The organism is Aggregatibacter kilianii (assembly GCF_003130255.1).
In the GTDB taxonomy this organism is placed as follows: domain Bacteria; phylum Pseudomonadota; class Gammaproteobacteria; order Enterobacterales; family Pasteurellaceae; genus Aggregatibacter; species Aggregatibacter kilianii.
The window spans coordinates 501,147-526,520 of record NZ_NRCN01000001.1; the positions used below are offsets into that span (position 1 = coordinate 501,147).

The following is a 25,374-nucleotide window of genomic DNA, read 5'->3' on the forward strand; positions in this document are numbered from 1 at the left end:
TTACCCCTGTTTAAGCAAAAAAGCGTCCACTTTACGCGGCGTAACCACAAACGCCGGCGCGACAACTATCGCCATAAGAATAAAGGTAAACGCAGGAGAATACGGATAAATCACGCCGGAAAGTGCGGTCAAAATCGCCACCATAGCACTGTTGGAAAAACCATTATATAAAGCCTGTAACTTGGAAATATGCGCTTGTGGCTGTATGGTGATGTAACGCACCATGCCATAGTGCGCCACGGCATAAGTTAAGCTATGCAGAAGTTGTAAAATTGCAATCAACCAAATCGTATTAGCGGTAGCCAATCCAAGCCAACGCACAATGCAGGCGAACGTCGCTAAATAGAAAATGGTGGTGACTTTCCAATTTTGTAATAAACGGCGAGAAAAGAAGAATAATAAAATTTCGGCGACTACCGCCACGCCCCACAGCAAACTAGTTTGCGACACGGGAATGCCAAGGCTTGTCCAATACAACACGCTATATACATAATACGCGGCATGAGAACCTTGAATTAATGAAGAAGCGATCAGCACGCGCAACGTGGTGTTATTTTTCAATAAATCCCAATAACGCACTTCAGCTGTTGCCTGTTCCGATGGCTCATCTTGTGGCGGAATAGTGGGCGTCACACACTGCATCATTGAATACACCAATAAAAGTGCGGTCAAAATCCAAACTATATTTTGCTCGCCGAAAAAGCCGATCACATTACCGAATAACGTCACGCCGACGACAAAAGCCATGGAGCCGATTAAGCGCGCCTTGCCGTAATCCAACTGAATCTGGCGTTGCCAAGTGCTCGCCAAAGAATCCGTAATCGGCATACCGGCGGAATTTACCATGGCAAATAAACCGATCGCACCGAATAACAGCCAAAAACTCTCAGCGGTAAAACTTAATCCTGCCATAATCAACGCACTGGCCAAGGCTAATAAGCGTAGCGAGTTGATCAATTGCGATGCCCGTTTAATCAAACCGGAGAAAAACAAACCGCCTACAAAACGGAACACATAAGCACTTGCCAACACCATGCCAATCAACTCCTCGCCGTAGTGTTGAGATTTCAACCAAACAGGGAAAAATGGCATGAATACGCCGTACGCGCAGTAATACCCGAAAAAGCTTAAGGCAAGCCAAGTAAAAGGGCGAACAGACATTAGAATAAGGTTTCCATTTCTTTAGAGCGTGCTACACAAGCACGCATTGCCTGTTGCACGATGTCACTAAATTGACGTTGATTAAACACATTCAGTGCCGCCGCCGTCGTTCCGCCTTTGGACGTTACATTTTGGCGCAATGTCGCTAAATCCACCTGCGGATTTTCCACTACCATTTTGGCCGAGCCTAACATTGCCTGTTGCACCAATTCTCGCGCGTTTTCAGCGGATAACCCCATTTCAATCAAGCCTTGTTGCATGGCTTCCAAAAATTGGAAAAAATAGGCCGGGCCACTCCCGGAAGCCGCAGTAACCGCGTGCATTTGCTCTTCCGAATCAACCCAAAGGGTTTTGCCCACAGCGGACAATAGATCCTGCGCAAAAGTGCGGTCGTTTTCTGAGGTGTTTTTGGCAGCAAACAAACCGGCCATGCCCTCACCAACTAAGGCCGGCGTATTCGGCATCACACGTACAATAGACGTCGCTGTCGGTAAAAGTGCGGTCAATCGAGCCAGTGAAATCCCTGCGGCAATAGAAATCACAACTTTATCGGAAAAATCCACCGCACTTAAGGGCGCGCAAACCTCTGCCAATACTTGCGGCTTCACTGCCAACAACACCACCTCCGCCGAGCCCACCACCGCGACATTATCCGTAGCGACCTGCACGCCTTTTTCGGCAAATAACTGCCGTTTTTCTTCGCTCGGATCGCAAACTGTGATGTTCCCCGCCGGATAACCACGTTTAAGCAAACCAAACACAATGGCTTGCGCCATGTTGCCACCGCCGACAAAGGTTATGAATTTATGTTGCATATTTCACCTTGAGATAAGTTACAATAGCGCACATTTTACCTGAATCGAAGAATAAGGATCTACTATGTTTTGGTTTAAAAACGCCATGATTTACCGTCTCACGAAGTCCTTGGATTGGTCGGAGAAAACCCTATCTGACGCACTAGAAAATAATCAATACCATCCTTGCAATCAATCGGAGATGAGTAAATTCGGTTGGTCAACACCGTTAAAAGGCAGCGAATTGCTTTACTTCACTGTTGGCAAACAGATTTTACTGCTAGCCCAAAAAGAAGAAAAAATCCTACCGGCCCATGTGATTAAACGAGAATTGGATGTCCGCGTAGAAAAACTGGAACAAGCGGAAAATCGCAAACTGAAAAAAGTGGAAAAACAAACCTTAAAAGATGATGTGGTTGCCACACTACTGCCGCGCGCCTTCAGCAAATACCAACAAACCGCCCTTTGGATTGACGCGGAAAATAATCTGATTTATGTAGATGCCGCTTCAGCCAAACGGGCAGAAGAGGCATTGGCATTGCTTCGTAAATCACTAGGCTCACTGCCAGTTGTCCCTCTCACCTTCGCCAACGAACCAAGTTTAGTAATGCAAGAATGGGTTGCCAAAGAAAGTATTCCGCAATGGTTGGTTTCTTTAGAAGAAGCCGAATTGCGTGATGTCAATAACGGCGTGATTCGTTGCAAACAACAAGCCCTCGACAGCGATGAAATTCTCTCTTTAGTCAATTCCAAATATGTCACTAAACTGGCACTGGAATGGGAAGAACATTTGAGTTTTGTGTTGAACGAAGATTGCAGTTTAAAACGTCTGAAATTTGCCGATCAAATTCGAGAAAAAAATGACGATATTCTGAAAGAAGATTATGCGCAACGTTTTGATGCGGATTTTGTATTAATGACAGGGATTTTAAGCAAGCTCACCGAAAATCTGCTACACGACTTCGGTGGCGAAAAAGAGCGGTTATAATTTTTAGCGTTTTTATAGGGAGCGTTTGGGGAGAACCAAACGCTTTTTTATTGCCTATAAACAGCGAAAAAAAAATCACCGCACTTTTAACCATGATAATGAAAAGTACAGTGAAAATTATCTTTTTTTACCGAGGGCGTAATGAGGAACACATTGTTCCGCCAACACATCGCCGGTGTTGGATTTTAATGTAGAAAACTCTTTACGCTCTAACCAAACCCAATGGATATTAGAATAGTTGCGACCGTTTTCGGCGATCGTCGGCGAGAGTTTGTGGGTGACGTTATTAAAAGTTAAGCTGATGGAATTTAGCTTACCTTTTTTGTTTTTTGTAGCGTAGCGAACAACACGGAGAACCTTGCCTTCTTTGCAAACGTATTGCCTTACGGAACTTTTTTGAGTCGCTTTTCGTAAAACTTTTGGTTGTGTTTTTACTGGTTTTACCGGTTTTTTCTCTATTACCGGTTTACTCGTACAAGCGACTAGTCCAATGAGTGCTAATACTATAAAGCTCGCTCTTAACATAATAATTACTCTTCTAAATGGAATAAGCGTAGTTTGGCGCTACGCTTATTGAATGACTCTTATTGATTATTTTTTAAATTGATAACTACCGTCAGGCTGGCGAACAAAACGACTGCCATTGGATAAACGCATTTCGCTTACCCGACCTTGAGAACTCAGAGACACCTGAACTTTATCTCCCGGCTTAAAGCGACTTAACGCATTACCTACGCCGTTGGCTTTGGTCATGGCATTTACATCGGCAATCGGTAATTTATTGTCACGGAATACTTGCATCAAAGTGACGCCTTGTGGCACGGTTAAGGTTTTGCTACCGGCCGGCGCAGGCTTAGTACCAGAAGAACGTCCCTCCAGAATATCCACCACCTGTTTCTCCGTTTTTGCTGCTTGTTGCGCCTTACTTTGTTGTGTTTTACCTTGTTGCGCTTTGGCTGCATTGTGTTCGGTTTTTGACACTTTCTCCGCCTTGGCTTTTTCAGCTTTTACCGGCTCAGGTTTTTTCACAGTTTCCTGTGGTTTAACAACTTCCTGCGGTTTAGCGGGCTCAACAGATACGGTTCCTTCGATTGTCGATTTAACTTCAGTCGGTTTATTTTCTGCTACGGTAGGTTGTTCCATTGCAGGAGGCGTTTGCGGCTCGGCTTGTTGTGCCGCATTGGTTATATTTTGAGTTTCCGCGCCCGTATTTCCTGTAGCCGATTGTGTCGCGGCTTCTGTTGATTGCGCAGGCTGTGTTGGATTATCCAACACTGTCGGTTCAACGCTTTGAGATTGATCTAACTGTTGGAATTGAATCGGTACATCGTTATTGCTTTGTTGCTCATAAGATTGCACGGTGTCGGAACTTGGTTTCATCCATAAGATAAAAATCAACAAGAGAACTACTGCAAAAATCGCAACGAAAAGGCGACGATGTTTTTGTGGCAAGATGCTTAAAATTGCCCAATTTTCCGGATTCTTTAAACCGGCTTTTGGTTTTTCTGTAAATTCCGGGCTGTCGGACTGTGGCGATTCAACGGATTCCGTTGTTTCCTCGGTGAGCGTTTCAGATAGGCTTTCCTCGACAGATGCCTCAGCTTCGTTCGCTTTATTGTGTGTCGCACCTAAGTCATTTTCGGTCTTGGTATTTTCAGTTTGGTTTTCGCTTGTCATGGTGGTGTCTCCAACAACACCGGAACTGCCGAATACAGGTTCTTTGCGGGCGGCAAATTGGTTTTCTATATTCTTCTGTTCTTTCTTGGCAAACAGCCCTTTGGCTTTCTCAAATAAAGAAGGTTCCGGTTTAATCACTTTTTTCGGGGTGATAGGTTCCATTTGATTAAAGCCTAAATCCAGTTCATTTTGTGCCGGATTATGTTCTTTTTCAGGGTTTCTATATTCAGAATCCACGATATACCTCTAATTAAATAACACAATGTGTCATAAAGTGCGGTCATTTTTACGAGAGTTTTTCATATTATGAAAAAACATATCGACCGAATTTGTTACGCCACAATTTTATAAGTAAAAAAATCCTGCTTATTTTAAAGCATCTTTTACTTTTTTGGTATCGGAATCATGCTGTGTAGAGGGTTTTATTCGGCTCCCCACCAATTTCACGGGCTAATTTCGGCACCAAATAACCGGAGGTAATACGTTGTAGTTGTTTGTAGATACTTAGGGCTTGCGCATCATCAAGATAAAAATGCGCCGCACCTTCCACCTTATCCAGCAAATGCAAATAATAAGGCAAAATTCCCACTGAAAATAAACGGTCACTCAATGCTTTCAGAATGTAGGCATCGTCATTCACATCTTTCAGTAAAACCGATTGGTTTAATAATACGACACCGCAATTCTTTAATTTATCCATGGCATGAGAAAAATCCTCATCAATTTCATTGGCATGATTGACATGGGTCACTAAGATTTTTTGCAGACGCGTTTCAGCCAATATCGAACAAAGAGCATCGGTAATCCGTTGCGGAATGACCACCGGCAGACGGGAATGAATGCGTAGTCGTTTTAAGTGCGGTATGTTTTCCAAGTGTTTTATCAGCCAGTCAAGCTCATGATCTTTTGCCATCAACGGATCACCGCCGGAAAAAATTACTTCTTCAATTTCAGGATGTTGAGCGATATATTGCAATGCCGTTTGCCAATTTTGCTTCGTCCCCTTATTTTCTTCATAAGGAAAATGGCGGCGAAAACAATAACGGCAATTCACCGCACATCCAACTTTTACCATAAATAACAAACGGTTATGATATTTATGCAATATATTCGGCACCACATTTTTGTCATCTTGCTCTTCCAAAGGATCTTTTGAGAACCCTTCAGCCTGCAAAAATTCATCGGCGGAAGACATGACTTGTAAAAATAAGGGATCGCGCGGGTTACCTTTTTCCATTTTTTCTACGAAAGGCATCGGCACACGCATAGCAAATAATTTTCGCGCTTCAATGTCTTGTTTGAATGGTTCGAAAGGGAGTTCGAGGTGTTGCAATAAAATTTTCGGGTCTGAAATTCCGTTTGCGAGATGTTCTAACCAACTTTGTTCTTCTCTAATCGGGATGTTTTGATGTAGAATAGCCACTTTTAAAAAAACAATCTTTTTCTTGAGGATAATATGGCTACATATACTACCAGTGATTTCAAACCAGGTCTAAAATTTATGCAAGACGGCGAGCCTTGCGTTATCGTTGAAAACGAATTTGTTAAACCGGGGAAAGGCCAAGCATTTACACGCACCCGTATTCGTAAATTAATTTCCGGCAAAGTATTGGATGTGAACTTCAAATCCGGTACTTCTGTTGAAGCCGCTGATGTTATGGATCTTAACTTAACTTATTCATACAAAGACGATGCATTCTGGTATTTCATGCATCCGGAAACATTTGAACAATACTCTGCTGACGCTAAAGCCGTAGGCGATGCGGAAAAATGGTTATTAGACCAAGCGGATTGTATCGTTACCTTATGGAATGGCGCACCAATCACAGTAACTCCGCCAAATTTCGTTGAATTAGAAATCGTTGACACCGACCCGGGTCTTAAAGGTGATACTGCTGGTACCGGCGGCAAACCGGCAACCTTAAGCACCGGTGCTGTGGTGAAAGTACCATTATTCGTACAAATCGGTGAAGTGATTCGCGTAGATACCCGCTCCGGCGAATACGTTTCCCGCGTGAAATAAAATCGCGTTCATATTTCACAACACATCACATTAGACCCGCCATTTGAGCGGGTCTATTTTTTTGCCGTTTTTCATTACTTTTCTCTTGATTAAATGGCCATTTTGTTCACAAATCACACACAATCGTATAAAAAATTATTATTTAGAACAAAATAAATAAATTTTAATAATTTTTTATTATTTGTGATAATGTTCACAGTTATTGAGAAAAATTTCTATTAGTATAGCCACAACTCGATGATAGATGTTTGAGAAACGAGTTATGAAAAACATGGACCTTAAAAACTCATCATAGTATAGGAGACAAATTATGGCATACTATCCAGCAGAACCGTTCCGAATCAAAAGCGTTGAACCGGTTTCCATTTTACCGAAAGCAGAACGTGAAAAAGCCATGAAAGAAGCGGGTTATAATACCTTCTTACTTGACTCAAAAGACGTGTATATCGATCTTTTAACCGACAGTGGTACCAACGCGATGAGTGACCGTCAATGGGCCGGTATGATGTTGGGTGACGAAGCTTATGCCGGTAGTCGAAACTTCTATCATCTACAAGAAACCGTTCAAGAATTATTCGGATTCAAATACATTGTACCAACCCACCAAGGTCGCGGTGCAGAAAACATTCTTTCACGTATTGCGATTAAACCGGGACAATATGTACCGGGTAATATGTATTTCACCACCACCCGTTATCACCAAGAAGCCAATGGCGGTATTTTCTATGATATTATCCGTGATGAAGCGCACGATGCGTCATTAGATATTCCATTTAAAGGTGATATCGATGTTAAAAAATTAGAAAATCTTATTAATGAAAAAGGGGCTGAAAACATTGCTTATGTGTGCTTGGCTGTCACAGTAAACCTCGCCGGAGGTCAACCTGTTTCCATCGCCAACATGAAAGCCGTGCGCGAACTCACTGCCAAACATGGCATTAAAGTATTCTACGATGCCACCCGTTGTATAGAAAATGCTTACTTCATTAAAGAGCAAGAAGAAGGCTACAAAGATCGTTCTATTAAATCTATCGTACACGAAATGTTCAGCTATGCTGATGGCTGTACCATGAGTGGTAAAAAAGACTGCTTAACCAATATCGGTGGTTTCTTGTGTATGAATGATGAAGAATTATTCATGAAAGCCAAAGAGTTAGTCGTGGTATTTGAAGGTATGCCATCTTATGGTGGTATGGCTGGTCGTGATATGGAAGCGATGGCTATTGGCTTGAAAGAAGCAACTCAGGAAGAGTACATTGAACACCGTGTTAAACAAGTCCGTTACCTTGGTGAAAAATTAAAAGCCGCCGGTGTACCGATTGTAGAACCTATCGGTGGTCATGCTGTGTTCTTAGATGCCCGTCGTTTCTGCCCACATTTGAAACAAGAAGAAGACTTCCCGGCTCAAGCATTGGCTGCCGCAATTTATATTGAATGCGGTGTACGTACAATGGAACGCGGTATTATTTCTGCCGGTCGTGATATAAAAACCGGTGAAAACCATCGTCCGAAATTGGAAACTGTGCGCATCACGATTCCTCGTCGTGTTTATACTTACGCCCACATGGACTTAGTGGCTGACGGTATTATCCATCTATTCAACCATAAACAAGACATTAAAGGTCTTCGTTTCGTGTATGAACCGAAACAACTCCGTTTCTTCACTGCACGCTTTGAACAGAAATAACCATAAAAGCCCTCACTTCGACAGCGGAGTGAGGGCTTTTTATATTCCGGATAATATTTAACGAAGAAAATGCGAAAACATTCTAATGAGACATTGTTGTTCGATGTATTGTCAAATAAGGAAGTGATTAGCCTTTCTACTTGAATAAGAAAGGAGAAAGCTTATGAACAAAACATTAGGCAGTACGCTGATCACTTCAGGCACGATGATCGGCGCAGGGATGCTTGCCATGCCACTGACTTCGGCAGGCATCGGTTTCACGTTTACAGTGGTTCTACTTTGTGCCCTGTGGGTATTACTAACTTACAGTGCACTACTTTTCGTCGAGGTATATCAAACGGCAGAATATGATGCTGGAATCGGAACCCTCGCAGCCCAGTACTTCGGCAAAGCGGGGCGTATTGTGGCGACAACCGTGTTAATGGTTTTCCTATTTGCCTTACTTGCCGCTTATGTTACCGGAGGTGGTGGCATACTTGCCTCAACCTTACCGGATTTCACCACACCGGAACTCAAAATGAAAGGTTCTATTTTGGTGTTTACTGTTTTCTTCGGCATGTTTGTGGTTATCGGAACAAAAATTGTTGATGGTTTTAACCGTATTTTATTCTTCACCATGATTGCCGCGTTGTTCATCGTATTGGGACTAATGATTCCGGAAATTAAAGTAGATAACTTAATGGCGATGCCAATTGACAATGCTCTACTCATTTCCGCCAGCCCGGTATTTTTCACCGCATTTGGTTTCCACGGTTCCATTCCTTGCTTAAACAACTATTTGGAAGGCAACGTAAAAGCATTAAGAATATCCATTATTGCAGGTTCGGCAATCACCTTGATCGGCTATCTTCTTTGGCAATTCTCCACCCATGGTGTACTCAGCCAAACCCGTTTCCTAGAAATTTTAAATAATGACCCAACGTTAAATGGATTGGTTGAGGCGGTACGGGTCATCACCGGTAGTAGCATGATTGCCACGGTTGTAAAAGTGTTTTCGGCTCTGGCCTTAATCACCTCGTTCTTAGGCGTAGCGCTAGGTTTGCTTGAATGTATTGAAGACTTATTAAAACGCGCCTTCAACATCAATACCAACAGACTATTTTTGGGTTTCCTAACCTTCCTTCCACCATTGCTTTTCGCCTTTTTCTACCCGGAGGGATTCATTCTAGCATTGGGTTACGCAGGGCAAATGTTTGCATTCTATGCGGTGGTTTTACCGGCGGCATTAGTATGGAAAGCACGACAACAACATCCAAATTTACCATATCGGGTTCCTGGTGGTTCAGGCATTCTTCTTTTGGTCTCTATTCTCGGTGTTATTATCGTCAGCATCCCATTTTTAATTAAGCTGGGTTATTTACCGGTTGTGGTAGGTTAAAAAAAATTGACATTCTAACCGCACTTTAGGATGTCAATTTTTCTATTCTTTATTTTTAATTAATTTCAAATGCCGATAAACACTTGGCACCGACATTTTTAAAAATGTCGCTACAATAGGAATAGCACCCTTTATATTAAAAATACCTTTGTCAAATAACACCTTAATTGAATGTTCCTTTTGTCTTAAGGTTAAGTTTTTGTCAGTATCCAGTGACATTAAATCGATATATTCCGATAAAATTTCCTCAATGGAATGTTCTAATTTTTCTTTACTGGTGATTTCTGACTCTTCACTATTATTTAATGCAGGATCGATACCTAGCGCATTCACAAAACTGCCTAAATTTTCCAGTGAGATTAATTTCGACATTGTTTCTACCAGCTCGGAAGTATCGTGGTTAATACACAATATCCCCTCTAGTTTATCGCCGTTTTTAATAAAAAATGTAGAACCGCGAATCATCTTATCGGAATCGGCCACCGCCTTATAGTTAAAGATAAAATCCTTATCCAAATACACTTTTTCCTGCAACATATTCGAAGCGAAAGAACTGAGCGGAGAAGATAATGTTCGGCCGCTCACATGACTATTGGCAATAGCCTCCATTGAGGCTTTATTCTTTTCAAAGGAATGAAAAACAACTTCGTATTTAGGCCCCAACACATTACCTAAAAAATGTGTCAAACCAATAAAATATTTCTTTTGAACATTATTCATAACTTACACCCCAATAATCGCCAATAATTTATTCTATACCCATCCCATTTAATCGCAAATAATAAATAAAGTATCGGCCTCTCATCAAACCTGATATTTTGTTTTATCGCCAATATCAAAGTGGAATGGCATACGCCATTTTTGGATGCTTAAAACTAAAATAAGAATACCTGTGATAAAAGACAGTAACGTGCTAAGCCAAATGACGTGAAAAACCCAACTAAACCACAATAATGCGAAAAAAATCGGTTGTAGATTCAACGCAAATACGCGGAAACAAAAATATTCCTTATAACTCAATCCGCCCAACACTAAAAATGCCGCGCCCAACGCCAACAGTGGAAAGCCCAAAATTTGACACAGCAGACCAAGCCACATGGCAAATTGAAAAATGAAACGAAAATTTTTCATATATAGATGCACGCAGGAAGCGCACAATGTCGCCGCAATTAATAGCCCAATTTGCGCCGTTTCCGGATACCACGGCAATATAAACAACATCGGTGCCGCCAAACAGAAACCCGAGCGATATAGAATTACCGTTATATAATCCCAAACATCCATAGGGGATTTAATATGTGGATCAGCCATTTTCTCTCCTTAAATTATCATTAATAAATTGAATCGCATTCGGAGTCACTTCCAAAATAGAAGATGTCTCGCCCCAATCGCCTAACACAATGCGGGTAAAGTGCGGTGGAATTTCGTGGCGTTTTTGTCGATGAGTATGCCCGTGAATCATTTGTGTAACATTAAATTTATGAAAGATTTGCAACACAAAATCTGCATTGACATCCATAATTTCTGTTGGTTTATATTGTTTATCCTGCCGACTTTTCGCCCGAATTTTCTCGGCGATTTTTAACCGCACTTTTAACGGCAAATGTAAAAATAACCACTGCCGCCATTTTTGATGGACTTTTTTGCGATACTGTTGATATTTCACATCATCCACACACAATGTATCACCATGACACAACAACGTCGGCACGCCGTATAAATCAATCACTTGATATGTCGGTAAAATTGTTAAACCGCAAGCCTGGGCGAATGCCTGACCAATTAAGAAATCACGGTTTCCATGTTGGAAATAACATTGTACGCCTTGTTCTGTCAGATTTTTTATCAGTTCTTGTACTTCACTGATGAGCTCGGATTTCTCATCATCACCAATCCAAAAATCAAATAAATCGCCCAAAATATAGAGTTTTTCCGCTTGCGGTGCTTGTTCCAACATAAATTGACGGAAAAGCTGCGTTAAGTGCGGTCGATTTTCGGTGAGATGTAAATCCGCAATAAAATACGTTTTTTGCATAAGAATATCATTCAAAAATTTTTAGCTAGATTAGCATATTTAGCAGTTATTAATACACATATTCCGTTAATTTAGCTATACTTAGGCAAATTTTTAAGGGGCTTTATCATGTTAAAAATCGCCAGAATTTTCATTATTATTATTTGCTGTATTCTGATTTGTGTTTTAGGCACAATCTACTCTTTCATCCGTTTCCGTAACCCAAGTAACGTAGGCATTTTTGCCCGTTGGTTCGGACGCCTGCATCCATTATTCGGTTTAAAAGTCGAACACCGCTACCCCGCTAACGTGAATCAAATCGGACGTTGTATTTATATCGGTAACCATCAAAATAACTACGATATGGTCACCATTTCCTACATGGTTATGCCACGCACCGTCAGCGTAGGCAAAAAAAGCCTGATTTGGGTGCCATTTTTCGGCATTTTATATTGGGCAACCGGTAACATTTTCTTAGATCGCGATAATCGTTCTAAAGCGCATAACACCATGACCGAACTCGCCCGTCGCATTAACGAAGATAATCTGTCCATTTGGATGTTCCCTGAAGGTACCCGTAGTCGCGGACGTGGTTTGTTACCGTTTAAAACCGGCGCCTTTCATGCTGCTATTGCCGCCGGCGTGCCGATTGTACCTGTGGTTTGCTCCACAACACACAATAAAATCGATTTAAATCGTTGGGATAACGGTAAAGTTATTTGTGAAATGTTGGAACCGATTGATGTATCAGGCTATACCCGTGACAATGTGCGCGAACTGGCGGAATATTGCCACGATCTGATGCAAAAACGCATTAACGAGTTAGATCAAGAAATCGCTCAAACGCAATGCTCAGAGAATAAGCAGGCTTAAATGAAAAACTGTTCCCGTCGTCAGCTGTTAAAAACAACTTTATTTTCTACCGCACTTTTCAGTGTGCCGGCCCCCTTGTTAGCAGCAACACGCCCCTCGTTGACGATTCCGCCGTTGTTTGAAACGCGACGGGGGAAACCGATTTTCCTCAATTTACAAAATACGCAAGCGCCGTTATTGCCCGGAAAACGTACAGAGGTTTGGGGGTTTAATGGGGCATATTTAGGCCCGACCATTAAAATTAAAAAAGATGATTTTGCCAAACTTAACTGGAAAAATAACTTGCCACAATTTGTTGCCATGAACATTCAAGGGTTACAGGCCTCCGGCGAACTCATAGGTGGCATCGCCAAAAATTTGCAAAAAGACGAAACTTGGGCACCAATCATTCCCATCACCCAAGCGCCATCCACCTGTTGGTATCACGCTTGTACCCTTGCCAATTCTGCCTATCAAACCTATCGCGGGTTGGTCGGATTATGGATGATTGAAGATAAAGAAAGTACTAAACTCGGTCTACCGCAAAAATACGGCGTAGACGACATTCCCTTGATTCTCCAAGACATGCAGTTGAACACCGAAGGCGCACAACTGTTCCAACAACATCAAGGCCGTTTTATTGGTGAACGCTTGTTCGTGAATGGCCAAGAAGCACCTTATCTCACCGTGCCTCGCGGGTTAGTACGATTGCGCGTACTCAATGCTTCTCTTTCCCGTACTTATGAATTACGTTTTGATGATGAGCGGGAATTCACCCTTATCGCACAAGATCTCGGTTTCCTGCCGCAAGGCCAAAAACGTAATGTGGTCATGCTTGCACCAAGTGAGCGTGTAGAAATTTTGGTGGACTTAAATGACGGTGAAAACGTCAGCCTAATCACCGGCAAAAAACGGGGCATTTTAGATAAAATCAGTCACTTCTTTGGTTCTGATGGTGAATTAATTGATAACACCATTTTGGAATTACGCCCGGAAGGTCTCGCCGGTGCTTTTGAGAAAAAAGAACAAACGTGGAAATTTAACACAGACGCACCGAGCCTATTATCGGCTAAAGTTCAACAAGAACGCGCTTTTCATATTGATGTCGGCAACGCCACCATCAACAAAAACCGCTTAGATCCTCGCCGTTTGGATGTTTCCGCCAAATTAGGCAGTGTGGAACGCTGGACCTTAAGCGCATCCTCACCTGTAGGCTTTGCCATTCGGGGTGCCAAATTTATTGTTGAATCTGTCAATGGCAAGGCCTTAGAAGCAAGTGAAATCGGTTGGAAGGACAGCGTATTAATCAACGGCAAAGTGTCCATTTTAGTAAAATTTGAAAACACCTCATCCAACAATTACCCGTTCACTTTCGGCGCTTCCGACTTAATGTTAGCCGATAAAGGTTGCATAGGATTGATGTTGGTGCAATAAAAATAACAAAAAAACCGACCGCACTTTGATATTCAAGCATTAAGTGCGGTCGGTTTTTCTTGTCTTTTTTGTTAGCTTGCGCGTCGAATCAAACGCGGATAAACACTCGAAATTAATGTGGTGGCGATTACCGCTAAAATTCCCAACCAAGACAATGGGCTAATGTTTTCGCCCAATAATAATACCGCCAAAATAATAGCGAATACCGGTTCTAGAGAAACCAAAATCCCCGCTAGGTTGGAATCCACACTATTAATCCCCTTGTTCCACAAATAATACGCCAACCAACTGCAACCGATACCAATATAAAGCAAACCTGCAACACCTTGCCAATTCCAATGAATTTGCCAGCTTTCGGTAAGCCAAAGGGTGAAAGGAATACAGGTTATCGTGCCAAACACAATGCTGCTGGTGGTATAAACTTGCGCGGTTAATTGTATGATAACTTTTTGCGTCCAACGCAAGCACGAAGCAAATACCACGCCGGCAAGCAACACCAAACTACACCCGAACAGGCTGATATTGCCCGTTTCTTCGCCACCATAAATCAACATGACCACGCCGAGGAATGCGATCAAACCAAAAATCCAGTGATGGGTTTGGGCTTTGTCGCCAAAGAAAAAATGCCCAATAAGCACCACCAAGAAAGGCTCCAACCCTAGCATGGTTGACGCGCTGGATGCGGAAGTGTGACTTAAACCAATAAATTGCAACAAAAAAATCGCAGGGTAATTCAAAAACCCGAGCCACCACACTTGCGGACGTACTTCTTTTGGCACACGTTTCCAAACGCGCATAAACATCGGCAACACAATCACGGTGGCAATTAATAAGCGTAATTGCACCATCAACACCGGATCCAACATGGTGTAGGTGTATTTACCGGCAACGAAAGAACTGCTCCATAAAAATAATGCGATGAGAATGTAGCGCATGGGATTCCTTATAAAACAGAGGGGGTTAAATAACTATTGTAGTGCGCTTTTAAGGTAGCGTAAACGAGGGAAAAGGGTTTATTTTTTGAGAAAAGTGCGGTCATTTTTTTAAGTATTTTTTGACCGCACTTATTAGATTTCGCTTGGTCACACACACTTTCTAGACTGTGCTTGTAATACATTGATATAAAAATAAAAAGGCACGCGTTAGGAAACACGCGCCATCAGTTTTTTTAGCTCAGACAATAGTTATTCCGATTAATATTTAACAACATGACCGTAACTTTCAAGAATAGTCTTAATGTGCTCTAAGGATTCTTTTGTCGGTGGTTTTACGTCTTCCAATTCGTATTTTTCGCCCATAGCTGCCCATTTATGCGCGCCTAAGCGGTGATATGGCAACAACTCCACTTTTTCAATATTGGTCATGCCTTCAATGAATTTTCCCAATAAATGTATGTCATTATCGGAATCCGTATAACCCGGCACTACCACATAGCGAACCCATACCCGTTGGTTACGTTTTTGCAGGTATTTGGCAAATTCAAGGGTGCGTTTATTAGGTACACCGATAAGAATTTGATGTACTTCGTCGTTAAGTTCTTTCAAATCTAACAACACTAAGTCGGTGACATCCATGAGTTCATCAATGACATGATCATAATGGCGAACAAAACCATTGGTATCCAAGCAGGTGCTGATGCCTTCTTTTTTACAGGCACGGAACCAATCTCGCACAAATTCCGCCTGTAAAATTGCCTCACCACCGGAGGCCGTCACGCCACCGCCGGAGGCATTCATAAAATGACGATAACTCACCACTTCTTTCATTAATTCTTCCACGGTGACTTCTTTGCCGCCGTGTAGATCCCAAGTATCGCGGTTATGGCAATACTTGCAACGCATTAAACAGCCTTGCAAAAACAGAATAAAACGAATGCCCGGCCCATCAACGGTGCCGCAAGATTCATAAGAGTGGATTCTTCCTACAACTGACATGTATTCCTCAATAATTTGCCATGGTATCGTTAAAAGTGCGGTCGTTTTCGTAAGTGTTTTTTGAGTGACTTCTTTAACGTTCGTAAAATGGATATGTCCCTAAAAAATCAGACCGCTTACCTTACGGTAAGCGGCTGAAATATTAACACAGTTTTATCACGAAATTACATTGATTGTGTAAATGTACGGGTGATAACGTCCTGTTGTTGCTCTTTGGTTAACGAGTTGAAACGCACGGCATAACCGGAAACACGAATGGTTAATTGCGGATATTTTTCCGGATTTTCCATCGCATCTAACAACATCTCACGGTTCATCACGTTAACGTTCAAGTGCTGACCGCCTTCCACTTCCGCTTCGTGGTGGAAGTAACCATCCATTAAGCCGGCAAGATTACGTTTTTGCGCTTCGTATTCTTTACCTAACGCATTTGGTACGATGGAGAAGGTATAAGAAATACCGTCTTTCGCGTAAGCAAATGGTAATTTAGCCACAGAAGTTAAAGACGCTACCGCACCTTTTTGGTCACGACCGTGCATTGGGTTCGCACCCGGTCCGAATGGCGCGCCAGAGCGACGACCGTCCGGTGTATTACCTGTTTTCTTACCATATACCACGTTAGAAGTGATAGTAAGTACAGACTGTGTCGGAGTCGCATTGCGATAAGTTTTGTGCGTTTGAATTTTCTTCATGAAACGTTCAACTAAGTCGCATGCGATATCATCTACACGAGCATCGTTGTTACCGAATTGCGGATATTCGCCTTCGATTTCAAAATCTGTTGCTACGTTAGACGCTACAACGTTACCGTTTTTATCTTTAATGTCGCCACGAATCGGTTTCACTTTCGCGTATTTGATTGCAGCCAAAGAGTCGGCGGCAACGGAAAGTCCGGCGATACCACAAGCCATGGTACGGAAAACATCACGATCGTGGAATGCCATTAACGCCGCTTCATAAGCATATTTGTCATGCATGAAGTGGATGATGTTTAAGGCAGTTACATATTGTGTTGCCAACCAATCCATGAAGCTGTCCATGCGGGTCATTACGGTATCGAAATCAAGCACTTCATCTTTGATTGGCTCGGTTTTCGGACCGACTTGCATACCGTTTTTCTCATCGATACCGCCGTTGATTGCGTATAACAAGGTTTTTGCCAAGTTCGCACGGGCACCGAAGAATTGCATTTGTTTACCTACAACCATTGGGGATACACAACAAGCAATCGCGTAGTCATCGCTGTTGAAATCAGGACGCATTAAGTCATCGTTTTCATACTGTACGGAGGAAGTATCAATAGACACTTTGGCACAGTAACGTTTGAATGCATCAGGTAATTTTTCAGACCAAAGGATAGTTAAGTTTGGTTCCGGAGATGGGCCCATGGTGTAAAGGGTGTGTAAAATACGGAAGCTATTTTTGGTCACTAATGTACGACCGTCTAAGCCCATACCACCAAGGGTCTCAGTTGCCCACATTGGGTCGCCGGAGAATAATTGATCGTATTCAGGCGTACGTAAGAAACGCACCATACGAAGTTTCATGACTAAGTGGTCAATTAATTCTTGTGCTTCTTGTTCGGTAATTTTGCCGTTTTTCAAATCACGTTCGATATAAATATCTAAGAAGGAAGAAATACGACCGAAGGACATTGCTGCACCGTTTTGTGATTTCACAGCCGCTAAGTAAGCAAAGTAAGTCCATTGAACGGCTTCCTGTGCGTTAGTCGCCGGGTTAGAAATATCGTAACCGTAAGAGGCTGCCATTTCTTTCATTTTGCCTAATGCACGATGCTGTTCGGCAATTTCTTCACGTAATTGAATGGTGGCTTGGATGTCTTCACCACGTTCTAATCTTGCTTGTAGTGAATCGAATTGTTTTTTCTTATCGGCCATTAAGTAGTCAATACCATAAACCGCTAAACGGCGATAGTCACCGATAATACGACCACGGCCGTAAGCATCCGGTAAGCCGGTTAACACGCCTGATTTACGGCAACGAAGGATATCCGGTGTATAAACATCGAACACACCTTGGTTATGGGTTTTACGATATTCGGTGAAAATATGTTCTACTTCCGGATCTAATTGACGACCGTAAACTTCGCAAGAACCTTTGACCATTTTGATACCGCCAAATGGCATAATGGCGCGTTTTAACGGAGCATCGGTTTGAAGACCAACGATTTTTTCTAAATCTTTGTTGATATAACCCGGTTTGTGAGAAGTGATTGTTGATGGGTTATCCGTATCAAAATCTAACGGCTCGTGCGTTTTATTTTCGATTTTGATGCCTTCCATCACTTTATCCCACAACGCTGTTGTTGCAGGCGTTACATCAGCTAAGAAAGATTCATCTCCTTCATACGGCGTATAGTTTTTTTGGATAAAGTCACGTACGTTAACTTCATTTTGCCAATCTCCACCGACAAAACCTTCCCAAGCTTTTTGTTGAGCTTCTGTTAATTGAGTCATAACATTCCTCTTTTAGATTATTGATAAAAATAAGCCTTTTTAGGAAAGAAACGAACGGCTTTGGTTTCCTTCCCACACAAACCGATTAATGAGGTCGGTTAATTGACCACAGGGTCAATGCAATACAACAACCACCGCCAACAATATTCCCCAACGTCACCGGAATTAAATTCTTCACAAAAAAATGATAAAGATCTAAATCTGCAAATTGTTGAGGATCGATATTAATCGCTTGCCAAAATTCCGCTGTGCTAAAGTGTGCGGTAATGATACCCATTGGAATCATAAACATATTCGCCACACTGTGCTCGAATCCTGACGCAACAAACAAAGCTATCGGTAAAATCATAATGAGAGCTTTATCTGTCAAGGTTTTTCCTGCGTAAGTCATCCAAATGGCAATACACACCATAATGTTACACAAAATACCCAAACAAAAAGCTTCAAACCACATATGATGAATCTTATGTTGGGCGGTTTTTAAAATGGTGAGGCCCCACTGACCGTTAGCCGCCATTGTCTGACCTGAAAACCAAATAATGAGAACAATAAAAATTGAGCCGACGAAATTACCAAAGTAAACCACTACCCAATTTCGCAACATTTGAAAAGTACTAATTCGACCACTGGCCCGTGCCACTGTTGTCATCGTGGAAGATGTAAATAACTCGGAGCCACAGACGACAACCATAATCACACCCAACGAGAATACAATACCGCCGACCAGCTTGGTTAAGCCCCACGAAGCCCCTACATTTCCTGTTTGCGTCGTGGTATAAAAAACAAACGCTAAAGCAATAAACGCGCCCGCCGGAATCGCCGAAAAAAACGATAAAATCTGTCTTTTAGATGCCTTATATACCCCAACATCTTCACCGATTTGACTCATTTCTGCCGGAGAGACCATACAAGTTGTTTTGGAAGTTTCGGTATCCATGTCAAAATCCCCCTTTTTTTACAATTTTTGCCTCGTAAATATGCTAATTTACAACAGGTAGTACACTGCATAGCAGCAAAAAAACTTAAAAAAATTTGAAAATTTATAATTTTTGTTAATTATATTTTCTTTCTATAGCAAAGTAAAAATATTTCTTGGTTTTCACGAGAGAACTTTGTTATTTGTCAATAATTAGATAGGAGTAGTTGGCAACAAGTCAACGCGCGTCCTCAAAACGCACGTCGAACGCGCGATTGCCTTGCTTTTCGGCGGCAAAGTGCGGTTAAAATAACAACGTTTTTTTCATTGGATTTTGCAAAACGAAGGAACGTCTAATGCCATGAAACAACAGCAAACTAATGTCCCCATAGCGCCTTATATTTACCGTTTAACGCCAACAACGTCTGATGATTTCCCTGTTCCACTGGCCGCCCGTGTTCCAGTAAGACAATCCAATCGGCATTGACGATCGTGCTAAGACGATGGGCAATCACAATCACCGTTTTATTTTTTACCAAATGGCTTAAGGCTTGTTGCACCGCCTGCTCGCTAAACACATCCAGCGCGGCGGTGGGTTCGTCTAAAATAATAATCGGGGCATTTTTCAACAACGCACGCGCAATGGCAATTCGTTGTTTTTCGCCGCCGGAAAGGTTGCTACTGAGTTCGCTGATTTGCGTTTGATAGCCCTGCGGCAGCTTGCTGATAAAATCGTGGCAGTTGGCTTTTTGGCACGCCGCCACAATCGCTTCCTGCGAAAAGGTTTCGCCCATACATAAATTATTGTAAATGCTGTCTTGCAGCAAATAAGCCTCTTGGAAAACCAGCGAAAACATTCGGCTCAAGGTTTTTGGCGGAATATGCCGAATATCCGCACCGCCGACCCGAATAACCCCTTGCGTCGGGTCGGCATAACGTGTCAGCAGCCGAATTAAGGTGCTTTTGCCGCAGCCCGAATTCCCGACAATGGCAAACAGGCTGTTGCTCGGAATCTGCAAAGAAAACTCGCTGATTGCCGGTTCCGCACTCTGCGGGTATTGAAACGTCACCCGTTCAAAAGCAATATCCGCCCCGTTCGGTAATTGTTCCGGCGTGCCTTGCGGCAACGGCGGAATGGCTAAAAATTGCGTGATTTGTTGCAAACTTTCATGAATGAGTTGATAAATGGCGAACATGGAAATCAACCCGCTTAACGGCTCATTAAAGCGCACGATAATGGTCATGACAGCGCCCAACACAATGAGCGGTAACGAACCGCCCAACACCCACATCAAGCCCGCCGCAAAACTCACGAGCAACGCCAACTCGACCGTGCCGCCTAAAATTAACTCCGGTTTATTGCTGTGTTGTTGGGTTTGCCGTTGAAAGGTTTCCAAATAACGAAAGGCATTTTCAATACGGCTAAATTTTCCGCTAATCGCTTGTGCCGTGCGCAATTCCGTTAACCCTTGGCTAAATTCAATCAATTCCCGATTAAGCCGGTTTTCGGCGTCCGCCAACTGTCGCACCACTTGGCTGACGGCGGTTTTTCGGCGGAAATAAAACGGTATCAATAACAACAACAGCGCCGCCAGCAACAAGGCAAAGCGCCATTCAAAGCATAATAAGGCAAGCATACAGGCAAGCGGCGTTAATACCGCATTGCACAACATAATAGAAATCGTGCCGAAATAAGATAAGGCTTGTTGCACATTGCTCGACAGCTTGTAATTAATATCCCCCGAATGAAATGCCGCAAGCTCGCTTTGCGGCATTTGACACAGTTGTTCGCCCAAGCGAATTTGTAAGGCAAGATTCAGCCTTGCGGCGTAACCTTTATAATCGAAATTCTGCCCGAACCAACGGCAAACGCTCACCAATAGCAACAACGCCGTCAAGGCGATAAGCCACAAATAAGGCACGTTGCCTGCCGCCAACGCAACAAAAATCGGCACCAACAAGGCAAACGCCACGCCTTGCAACAGCGCGGCAAACGCCAGCAAACATAAACTGCGAATGAGCGGCTTACGCAAGTCGTCGGCAAGGGAAACGATGCTTTTAAACAGGTGAAATAAGGAAAATTGAGACATGTGCAAAAACTCCTTAAATTTTGACCGCACTTTGACGCGCTTGTTAATAGCGCCACGCTCGGGCTTGTTGGTAGGCCTGCCATAACGCGGCATATTTGCCTTGTTGCCGCAACAACGCATGATGAGAGCCAAATTCCGCCAATTTGCCTTGTTCCAAATATAAAATCTGATCGGCTTGCTCGGCGAAACTTAAGCGATGAGCAACCATGATCACGGTTTTGTGTTGCGCTAATTGCCCGATGGCGTGAATGAGTTTGCGTTCGGTGTCGTAATCAAAATAGGCGGTGGGTTCGTCCAACAAAATCATCGGGCGGTTTTGTAAAATGGCCCGAGCAATGGCTAAACGCTGAATTTGCCCGCCGGAAAAGTTGTTTCCCCGTTCGTTTATCGGGCTGTCGTAACCTTGCGGCAAGGTTTGAATAAAATCGTGAATTTGGGCGGTTTTCGCCGCATTCACCAAGGTGTCGTCATCAATTTCCGCCAACCCCAAACACAAATTTTCCCGCACCGTGCCGGAAAACAGCACGTTTTCTTGTTGCATAACGGACATCATCGACATCAAATCGGTCGTGGCGATCCGGCGAAGATCAACCCCGCCGATACAAATACTGCCTTGCGTCGGATCCCAAAAGCGCAGCAATAGCCGTAATAAGGTGCTCTTGCCCGACCCCGATTGCCCCACCACCAAGCTAAAGGAACCTTGCGGCAGATGAAAATTAAGATGGTCCAACGCTCGACTTTGTCGCGCGGGATAAGTAAACGTGACATGCCGGAAATCCACATCATAACGGACGGGCGTTTGCGGCTCGGCGGCTTGCGGCAACGGCTCAATTTGCCGTAAGCGTTGAATCCGCTCGATGGAAAGTTTCGCTTTATCAATCAAATGGAACAGGCTGACATAAGGCATTAAGGTTTCTACCATGCCCGTGCCTAATAATAAAACCGCTTGCCATTGCGTCAGCGTGAAAAAATCATAAGGCAAAAACAGCACGCCGACCCACAAAATCAATAACAACGTGGTTAACGGATTAAGCCACAACATCGCCAGTTTTGCCGAACTGCCCGCCAGTTGATACCATTGGGTTAAAAAATCGCTTTGCGCGGTAAGAAGTTGTCGATATTGTCGCTGGGCATATTCCGTTTCGCCAAAGGCGCGAATCGCCGGCATGGTGCGCATAAATTCAATGATTTTATTGCTTACCCGCTCTTGCGAAAGATGATATTGCTGCGTTAATTCGGGGCGATGAAGATTATTCAACACCCAGCCCAACACCAGCCAACCGGCCACGGAAAAACCGAGCAGCACAAAAGCAAAAAACGGATTTAACGCCAACAACGCCAAAAAGACCAAAAGCGGAACGGCATAAACCCGCGCGTATAAAGGCGTGCTATCGGCCACGAAAATATGCAAATTACGCACGTCTTCCTGCAAAATCTTCGCCACCGCCCCGCTGCCCAATTCCTGCATAATGCCAAGCGGCGCGAAGGCCACCCGCTCGCTTAATTCGGTGCGCAACAAACGTTCTAATCGAAAAGAAGCATAATGGGATTGGTTAAACGCCGCCCGCCGGGCGAACAGCGCCACGAACGAACAAGCCGCCGCACCGATGGCAAACCACTGCCAAGATTGATGTTGCGCAAGCGCAATCAGGGTTTCGCTTAATAAAAAAAGAAAACCGACGCTTGCCGTTGAAGAAATGAAAGATAAGCCGATCGCCCCATAAATCTGACGACGAACAGGACGAATAATCGCCCAATGTGAAGAAGTCTCTGCCATCGCAAAATCCTTTTCATTTTTTGACCGCACTTTTCGCGTGCTAAACGCAGTGTACGCTTTAATCGGCAAATGGACAATATTTAACCAATATGATTTTGGCTAAAATTAGAATTCATATTTCACATTCACCCCAAATGTTCGTCCGACACCCGGTTGGGCATAGCTCACCGCATTGTTAAAGGCATAAGTGCGGTAATATTTATCGGTTAAATTATGCACATAAAAGTGAATTTCCGTGCGCGCCAACGGACTATAACCGACTTGTGCGTCAAGTAGCGTATAGGCGTTTTGGAGCAGTTTATTTTCCACATCGAAATAGTGCGCCCCCACCCGTTTTACGCTCACACTCGGGCGAATTAATTGCTCACCCAAGACAATATTTCCGGTTAAAGTTAGGCTTGCGCCGTATTTCGGTGAAAACGGCACGCGGTTATGGTTGCAATCCGCACAATGTTGCGTAGCGTCGTATCGGGTAAATTTCGCCTGATTCACAAACCCGGCAAAACCGACTGCAAGTTGTTCAATCGGTTGCCAATTTATATCGAACTCGACGCCTTGCGAGCGGCTATTGCCTACATTGTGAATGATTAAGGTCGGCGGCACACCGTCATAAAGTTGTACGTTGCGACTACGAATTTGATATACGGCGAGGTTCGCCAGTAGGTTATCGGTGTTAAAACGCAACCCGCTTTCATAGCTAATAGATTTTTCCTGTTGAAAACCGTTTATATCTTCGGCATTGGTCGGGGCAAAATTGTAACCGTGCGGTTTATAGCCTTGCGCGATATTGGCAAACCAACGCAAATTCGGCGTAATTTGCCAACCGGCGGTTAAATTGCCTAATACGACGGATTGCGTTTTCTTATTCTCGCCTTGCACATTATGTGCATAACGCACCTTGGCGTGATCCCGTCCATAGCGCACGCCGCCGCCTAAATCAAAATGCGGTGTGATATGCCACGTCAAATTCGCATAAGCGGCATAATCAAGGGTTTTGTGACGGGATTCGATGTCTGCATAAGCCGTCGGATTGGTCGGAATATTACCTAAGAACAAATAAATCCGATCGCGTGTTAACTGCTGGCGATAAAGCACGAATACGGCATCGATATTGTTATTTTCGCCTATTGTTTGCCAACGGAGTTCTTGGCTATTTTGTCGCCATGTTTCAGGCTGTGTACTGTAAAAATTGTAATACGGAATAAAGTTATCGATGTTGGCTTTTTGCTGATTTAAGATAAGGCTTAACATGGAATGTTCAAAGGTGTAATCGGCGGATAACGAAAACGCTTTTAAATCACGCCCCTGCCGAAATCGCACATGAGGTAAAAGAGAAGGATCGAGCGTTATCGCTTCCCGTGTTTCTTGCGCAAAATTAACAAAGGCATATTGTTTGCCGAAACTCCGATCCTGCGTAAAATTCAACCGCACTTTCCAAGGTTGATGGCTCGGCGCAAGCAATAAACCGGCATTCACCGCCCGATTTCGCATGCCGCCGAGGGTTTTGTCCGACACATAACGGCCGGTCATGCCCCCCGCTTGATTATCGCCGCTTAACGCCAACGTGCCGTACAACAAATCCTTTAGCAAAGCGCCGCTAATATTGCCTTGTAGATTGTAAACGTGTTTATTACCTAGGCCTGCTTGAATGCTGCCTTTGGTTTGGTTGTCCGGTACTTGGCTTATCACATTTAACACGCCGCCAATGGCGCTTTTGCCATACAGCGTACCTTGCGAACCTTTTAATAACTCAACCCGTTCGACATTTAATAAAGATTGCATTGCGGCAACCGGCAATTGCGGCACACCATCCACATAAAGCGTAACCGCCGGCGTATAAAAATCATTTGCCGAGGTGACGCCACGCAAACTGAGCGTCGGAAATAGCCGACTGGAAGCCGAGGCGATATGCAAATTCGGAAAAATTCGATCCAAATGATAACTGTTGAGAATATGTTTATCGGATAAGGTCTGACGATCCGCTACACTGACCGAACCGTTAAATTGATCCAGTTTCTCGACCCGTTTACCGCTCACGACAATGGGATCAAGCTCGGTTCCCGCCATTAATACGGGCGTAAATAAACACAAGGCCAACCCGGTGAAATAATATCTTGTTTTAACACTCATTTTATTCTCCTTTTAACAAATGATATTGCTTATCATATAAAA

At 43.4% G+C, this 25,374-nt stretch carries 21 protein-coding genes; 6 read left to right on the forward strand and 15 right to left on the reverse strand.

Features of this window, described 5'->3' with window-relative positions:
• Nucleotides 1–1,161: a 3-phenylpropionate MFS transporter gene (locus DK428_RS02180; protein WP_109064182.1), complete on the reverse strand. Its 1,161-nt coding sequence runs from the start codon at nt 1,159–1,161 to the stop codon at nt 1–3.
• Complete coding sequence (gene proC, locus DK428_RS02185) at nt 1,161–1,976, reverse strand: pyrroline-5-carboxylate reductase (RefSeq protein WP_109064183.1); 816 nt, start codon at nt 1,974–1,976, stop codon at nt 1,161–1,163. The genes DK428_RS02180 and proC overlap by 1 nt, the downstream gene beginning before the upstream one ends.
• A gap of 64 nt (nt 1,977–2,040) precedes the next feature.
• On the opposite strand from proC, the gene rdgC reads away from it, so the two are divergent.
• Nucleotides 2,041–2,943, forward strand: a complete 903-nt coding sequence (gene rdgC, locus DK428_RS02190) for a recombination-associated protein RdgC (protein ID WP_109064184.1) — start codon at nt 2,041–2,043, stop codon at nt 2,941–2,943.
• A 117-nt stretch (nt 2,944–3,060) separates the two neighbouring features.
• Here the strand turns inward: rdgC and DK428_RS02195 are convergent, their stop codons facing one another.
• From DK428_RS02195 to epmB, 3 genes are all read right to left on the reverse strand, one after another.
• Nucleotides 3,061–3,468 (reverse strand): MliC family protein, encoded by a 408-nt coding sequence (locus tag DK428_RS02195; protein WP_109064185.1) that lies wholly within the window; start codon nt 3,466–3,468, stop codon nt 3,061–3,063.
• Between the two features lie 66 nt (nt 3,469–3,534).
• The gene (gene oapA, locus DK428_RS02200) at nt 3,535–4,857 is read right to left on the reverse strand and encodes an opacity-associated protein OapA (RefSeq protein WP_109064186.1); all 1,323 of its coding nucleotides are present in this window, start codon (nt 4,855–4,857) and stop codon (nt 3,535–3,537) included.
• A 166-nt stretch (nt 4,858–5,023) separates the two neighbouring features.
• Nucleotides 5,024–6,043, reverse strand: coding sequence for an EF-P beta-lysylation protein EpmB (epmB, locus tag DK428_RS02205; protein WP_109064187.1), 1,020 nt, complete (start codon nt 6,041–6,043; stop codon nt 5,024–5,026).
• A gap of 33 nt (nt 6,044–6,076) precedes the next feature.
• Between epmB and efp the strand changes: the two genes are divergently transcribed.
• The 3 genes from efp (at nt 6,077) to DK428_RS02220 (ending at nt 9,708) form a co-directional block, all read left to right on the forward strand.
• On the forward strand, nt 6,077–6,643 hold the full coding sequence (gene efp / locus DK428_RS02210) for an elongation factor P (RefSeq protein WP_005544066.1): 567 nt from the start codon (nt 6,077–6,079) through the stop codon (nt 6,641–6,643).
• 310 nt (nt 6,644–6,953) lie between these two features.
• The gene (locus tag DK428_RS02215) at nt 6,954–8,330 is read left to right on the forward strand and encodes a tyrosine phenol-lyase (RefSeq protein ID WP_109064188.1); all 1,377 of its coding nucleotides are present in this window, start codon (nt 6,954–6,956) and stop codon (nt 8,328–8,330) included.
• Nucleotides 8,331–8,493: 163 nt separating this feature from the next.
• Nucleotides 8,494–9,708, forward strand: a complete 1,215-nt coding sequence (locus tag DK428_RS02220; protein ID WP_109064189.1) for an aromatic amino acid transporter — start codon at nt 8,494–8,496, stop codon at nt 9,706–9,708.
• A 42-nt stretch (nt 9,709–9,750) separates the two neighbouring features.
• Here DK428_RS02220 and DK428_RS02225 read toward each other — a convergent pair whose 3' ends face one another.
• The 3 genes from DK428_RS02225 to lpxH all read right to left on the reverse strand — a co-directional run bounded on the left by DK428_RS02225 (nt 9,751) and on the right by lpxH (nt 11,743).
• On the reverse strand, nt 9,751–10,428 hold the full coding sequence (locus DK428_RS02225; RefSeq protein WP_109064190.1) for a helix-turn-helix transcriptional regulator: 678 nt from the start codon (nt 10,426–10,428) through the stop codon (nt 9,751–9,753).
• A gap of 84 nt (nt 10,429–10,512) precedes the next feature.
• Nucleotides 10,513–11,019 carry a DUF2301 domain-containing membrane protein gene (locus DK428_RS02230; protein ID WP_109064191.1) on the reverse strand — a complete coding sequence of 169 codons (507 nt, stop codon included), beginning with the start codon at nt 11,017–11,019 and terminating at the stop codon, nt 10,513–10,515.
• Entirely contained in the window at nt 11,012–11,743 is a 732-nt protein-coding gene (gene lpxH, locus DK428_RS02235; protein ID WP_109064192.1) for a UDP-2,3-diacylglucosamine diphosphatase, read from the reverse strand. The genes DK428_RS02230 and lpxH overlap by 8 nt, the downstream gene beginning before the upstream one ends.
• Nucleotides 11,744–11,851: 108 nt before the next feature.
• Between lpxH and DK428_RS02240 the strand changes: the two genes are divergently transcribed.
• Together DK428_RS02240 and DK428_RS02245 are read left to right on the forward strand one after the other, a co-directional pair.
• The gene (locus tag DK428_RS02240; RefSeq protein ID WP_109064193.1) at nt 11,852–12,595 is read left to right on the forward strand and encodes a 1-acylglycerol-3-phosphate O-acyltransferase; all 744 of its coding nucleotides are present in this window, start codon (nt 11,852–11,854) and stop codon (nt 12,593–12,595) included.
• Complete coding sequence (locus DK428_RS02245) at nt 12,596–14,008, forward strand: multicopper oxidase domain-containing protein (protein ID WP_109064194.1); 1,413 nt, start codon at nt 12,596–12,598, stop codon at nt 14,006–14,008.
• A 71-nt stretch (nt 14,009–14,079) separates the two neighbouring features.
• Here the strand turns inward: DK428_RS02245 and DK428_RS02250 are convergent, their stop codons facing one another.
• The 7 genes from DK428_RS02250 to DK428_RS02280 form a co-directional block, all read right to left on the reverse strand.
• Complete coding sequence (locus tag DK428_RS02250) at nt 14,080–14,943, reverse strand: DMT family transporter (protein ID WP_109064195.1); 864 nt, start codon at nt 14,941–14,943, stop codon at nt 14,080–14,082.
• A gap of 258 nt (nt 14,944–15,201) precedes the next feature.
• Complete coding sequence (pflA, locus tag DK428_RS02255) at nt 15,202–15,942, reverse strand: pyruvate formate lyase 1-activating protein (protein ID WP_012771195.1); 741 nt, start codon at nt 15,940–15,942, stop codon at nt 15,202–15,204.
• Nucleotides 15,943–16,106: 164 nt separating this feature from the next.
• The gene (gene pflB, locus DK428_RS02260) at nt 16,107–18,419 is read right to left on the reverse strand and encodes a formate C-acetyltransferase (protein WP_109064196.1); all 2,313 of its coding nucleotides are present in this window, start codon (nt 18,417–18,419) and stop codon (nt 16,107–16,109) included.
• Nucleotides 18,420–18,504: 85 nt separating this feature from the next.
• Nucleotides 18,505–19,356 carry a formate transporter FocA gene (focA, locus tag DK428_RS02265; RefSeq protein WP_109064197.1) on the reverse strand — a complete coding sequence of 284 codons (852 nt, stop codon included), beginning with the start codon at nt 19,354–19,356 and terminating at the stop codon, nt 18,505–18,507.
• A gap of 356 nt (nt 19,357–19,712) precedes the next feature.
• The gene (locus DK428_RS02270) at nt 19,713–21,425 is read right to left on the reverse strand and encodes an ABC transporter ATP-binding protein (RefSeq protein ID WP_162616585.1); all 1,713 of its coding nucleotides are present in this window, start codon (nt 21,423–21,425) and stop codon (nt 19,713–19,715) included.
• A 43-nt stretch (nt 21,426–21,468) separates the two neighbouring features.
• Nucleotides 21,469–23,202 carry an ABC transporter ATP-binding protein gene (locus DK428_RS02275; RefSeq protein ID WP_109090005.1) on the reverse strand — a complete coding sequence of 578 codons (1,734 nt, stop codon included), beginning with the start codon at nt 23,200–23,202 and terminating at the stop codon, nt 21,469–21,471.
• A 105-nt stretch (nt 23,203–23,307) separates the two neighbouring features.
• Nucleotides 23,308–25,332 carry a TonB-dependent receptor gene (locus DK428_RS02280; RefSeq protein WP_109064200.1) on the reverse strand — a complete coding sequence of 675 codons (2,025 nt, stop codon included), beginning with the start codon at nt 25,330–25,332 and terminating at the stop codon, nt 23,308–23,310.
• Nucleotides 25,333–25,374: the final 42 nt, after the last annotated feature.

Coding starts and splice junctions, on each gene's coding strand:
- DK428_RS02280 (WP_109064200.1), bottom strand. CDS start 25,332: ATGAGTGTTAAAACAAGATATTATTTCACCGGGTTGGCCTTGTGTTTA.
- focA (WP_109064197.1), bottom strand. CDS start 19,356: ATGGATACCGAAACTTCCAAAACAACTTGTATGGTCTCTCCGGCAGAA.
- proC (WP_109064183.1), bottom strand. CDS start 1,976: ATGCAACATAAATTCATAACCTTTGTCGGCGGTGGCAACATGGCGCAA.
- pflB (WP_109064196.1), bottom strand. CDS start 18,419: ATGACTCAATTAACAGAAGCTCAACAAAAAGCTTGGGAAGGTTTTGTC.
- DK428_RS02195 (WP_109064185.1), bottom strand. CDS start 3,468: ATGTTAAGAGCGAGCTTTATAGTATTAGCACTCATTGGACTAGTCGCT.
- efp (WP_005544066.1), top strand. CDS start 6,077: ATGGCTACATATACTACCAGTGATTTCAAACCAGGTCTAAAATTTATG.
- DK428_RS02180 (WP_109064182.1), bottom strand. CDS start 1,161: ATGTCTGTTCGCCCTTTTACTTGGCTTGCCTTAAGCTTTTTCGGGTAT.
- DK428_RS02220 (WP_109064189.1), top strand. CDS start 8,494: ATGAACAAAACATTAGGCAGTACGCTGATCACTTCAGGCACGATGATC.
- lpxH (WP_109064192.1), bottom strand. CDS start 11,743: ATGCAAAAAACGTATTTTATTGCGGATTTACATCTCACCGAAAATCGA.
- DK428_RS02275 (WP_109090005.1), bottom strand. CDS start 23,202: ATGGCAGAGACTTCTTCACATTGGGCGATTATTCGTCCTGTTCGTCGT.
- DK428_RS02270 (WP_162616585.1), bottom strand. CDS start 21,425: ATGTCTCAATTTTCCTTATTTCACCTGTTTAAAAGCATCGTTTCCCTT.
- DK428_RS02240 (WP_109064193.1), top strand. CDS start 11,852: ATGTTAAAAATCGCCAGAATTTTCATTATTATTATTTGCTGTATTCTG.
- DK428_RS02245 (WP_109064194.1), top strand. CDS start 12,596: ATGAAAAACTGTTCCCGTCGTCAGCTGTTAAAAACAACTTTATTTTCT.
- DK428_RS02250 (WP_109064195.1), bottom strand. CDS start 14,943: ATGCGCTACATTCTCATCGCATTATTTTTATGGAGCAGTTCTTTCGTT.
- pflA (WP_012771195.1), bottom strand. CDS start 15,942: ATGTCAGTTGTAGGAAGAATCCACTCTTATGAATCTTGCGGCACCGTT.
- rdgC (WP_109064184.1), top strand. CDS start 2,041: ATGTTTTGGTTTAAAAACGCCATGATTTACCGTCTCACGAAGTCCTTG.
- DK428_RS02230 (WP_109064191.1), bottom strand. CDS start 11,019: ATGGCTGATCCACATATTAAATCCCCTATGGATGTTTGGGATTATATA.
- DK428_RS02215 (WP_109064188.1), top strand. CDS start 6,954: ATGGCATACTATCCAGCAGAACCGTTCCGAATCAAAAGCGTTGAACCG.
- DK428_RS02225 (WP_109064190.1), bottom strand. CDS start 10,428: ATGAATAATGTTCAAAAGAAATATTTTATTGGTTTGACACATTTTTTA.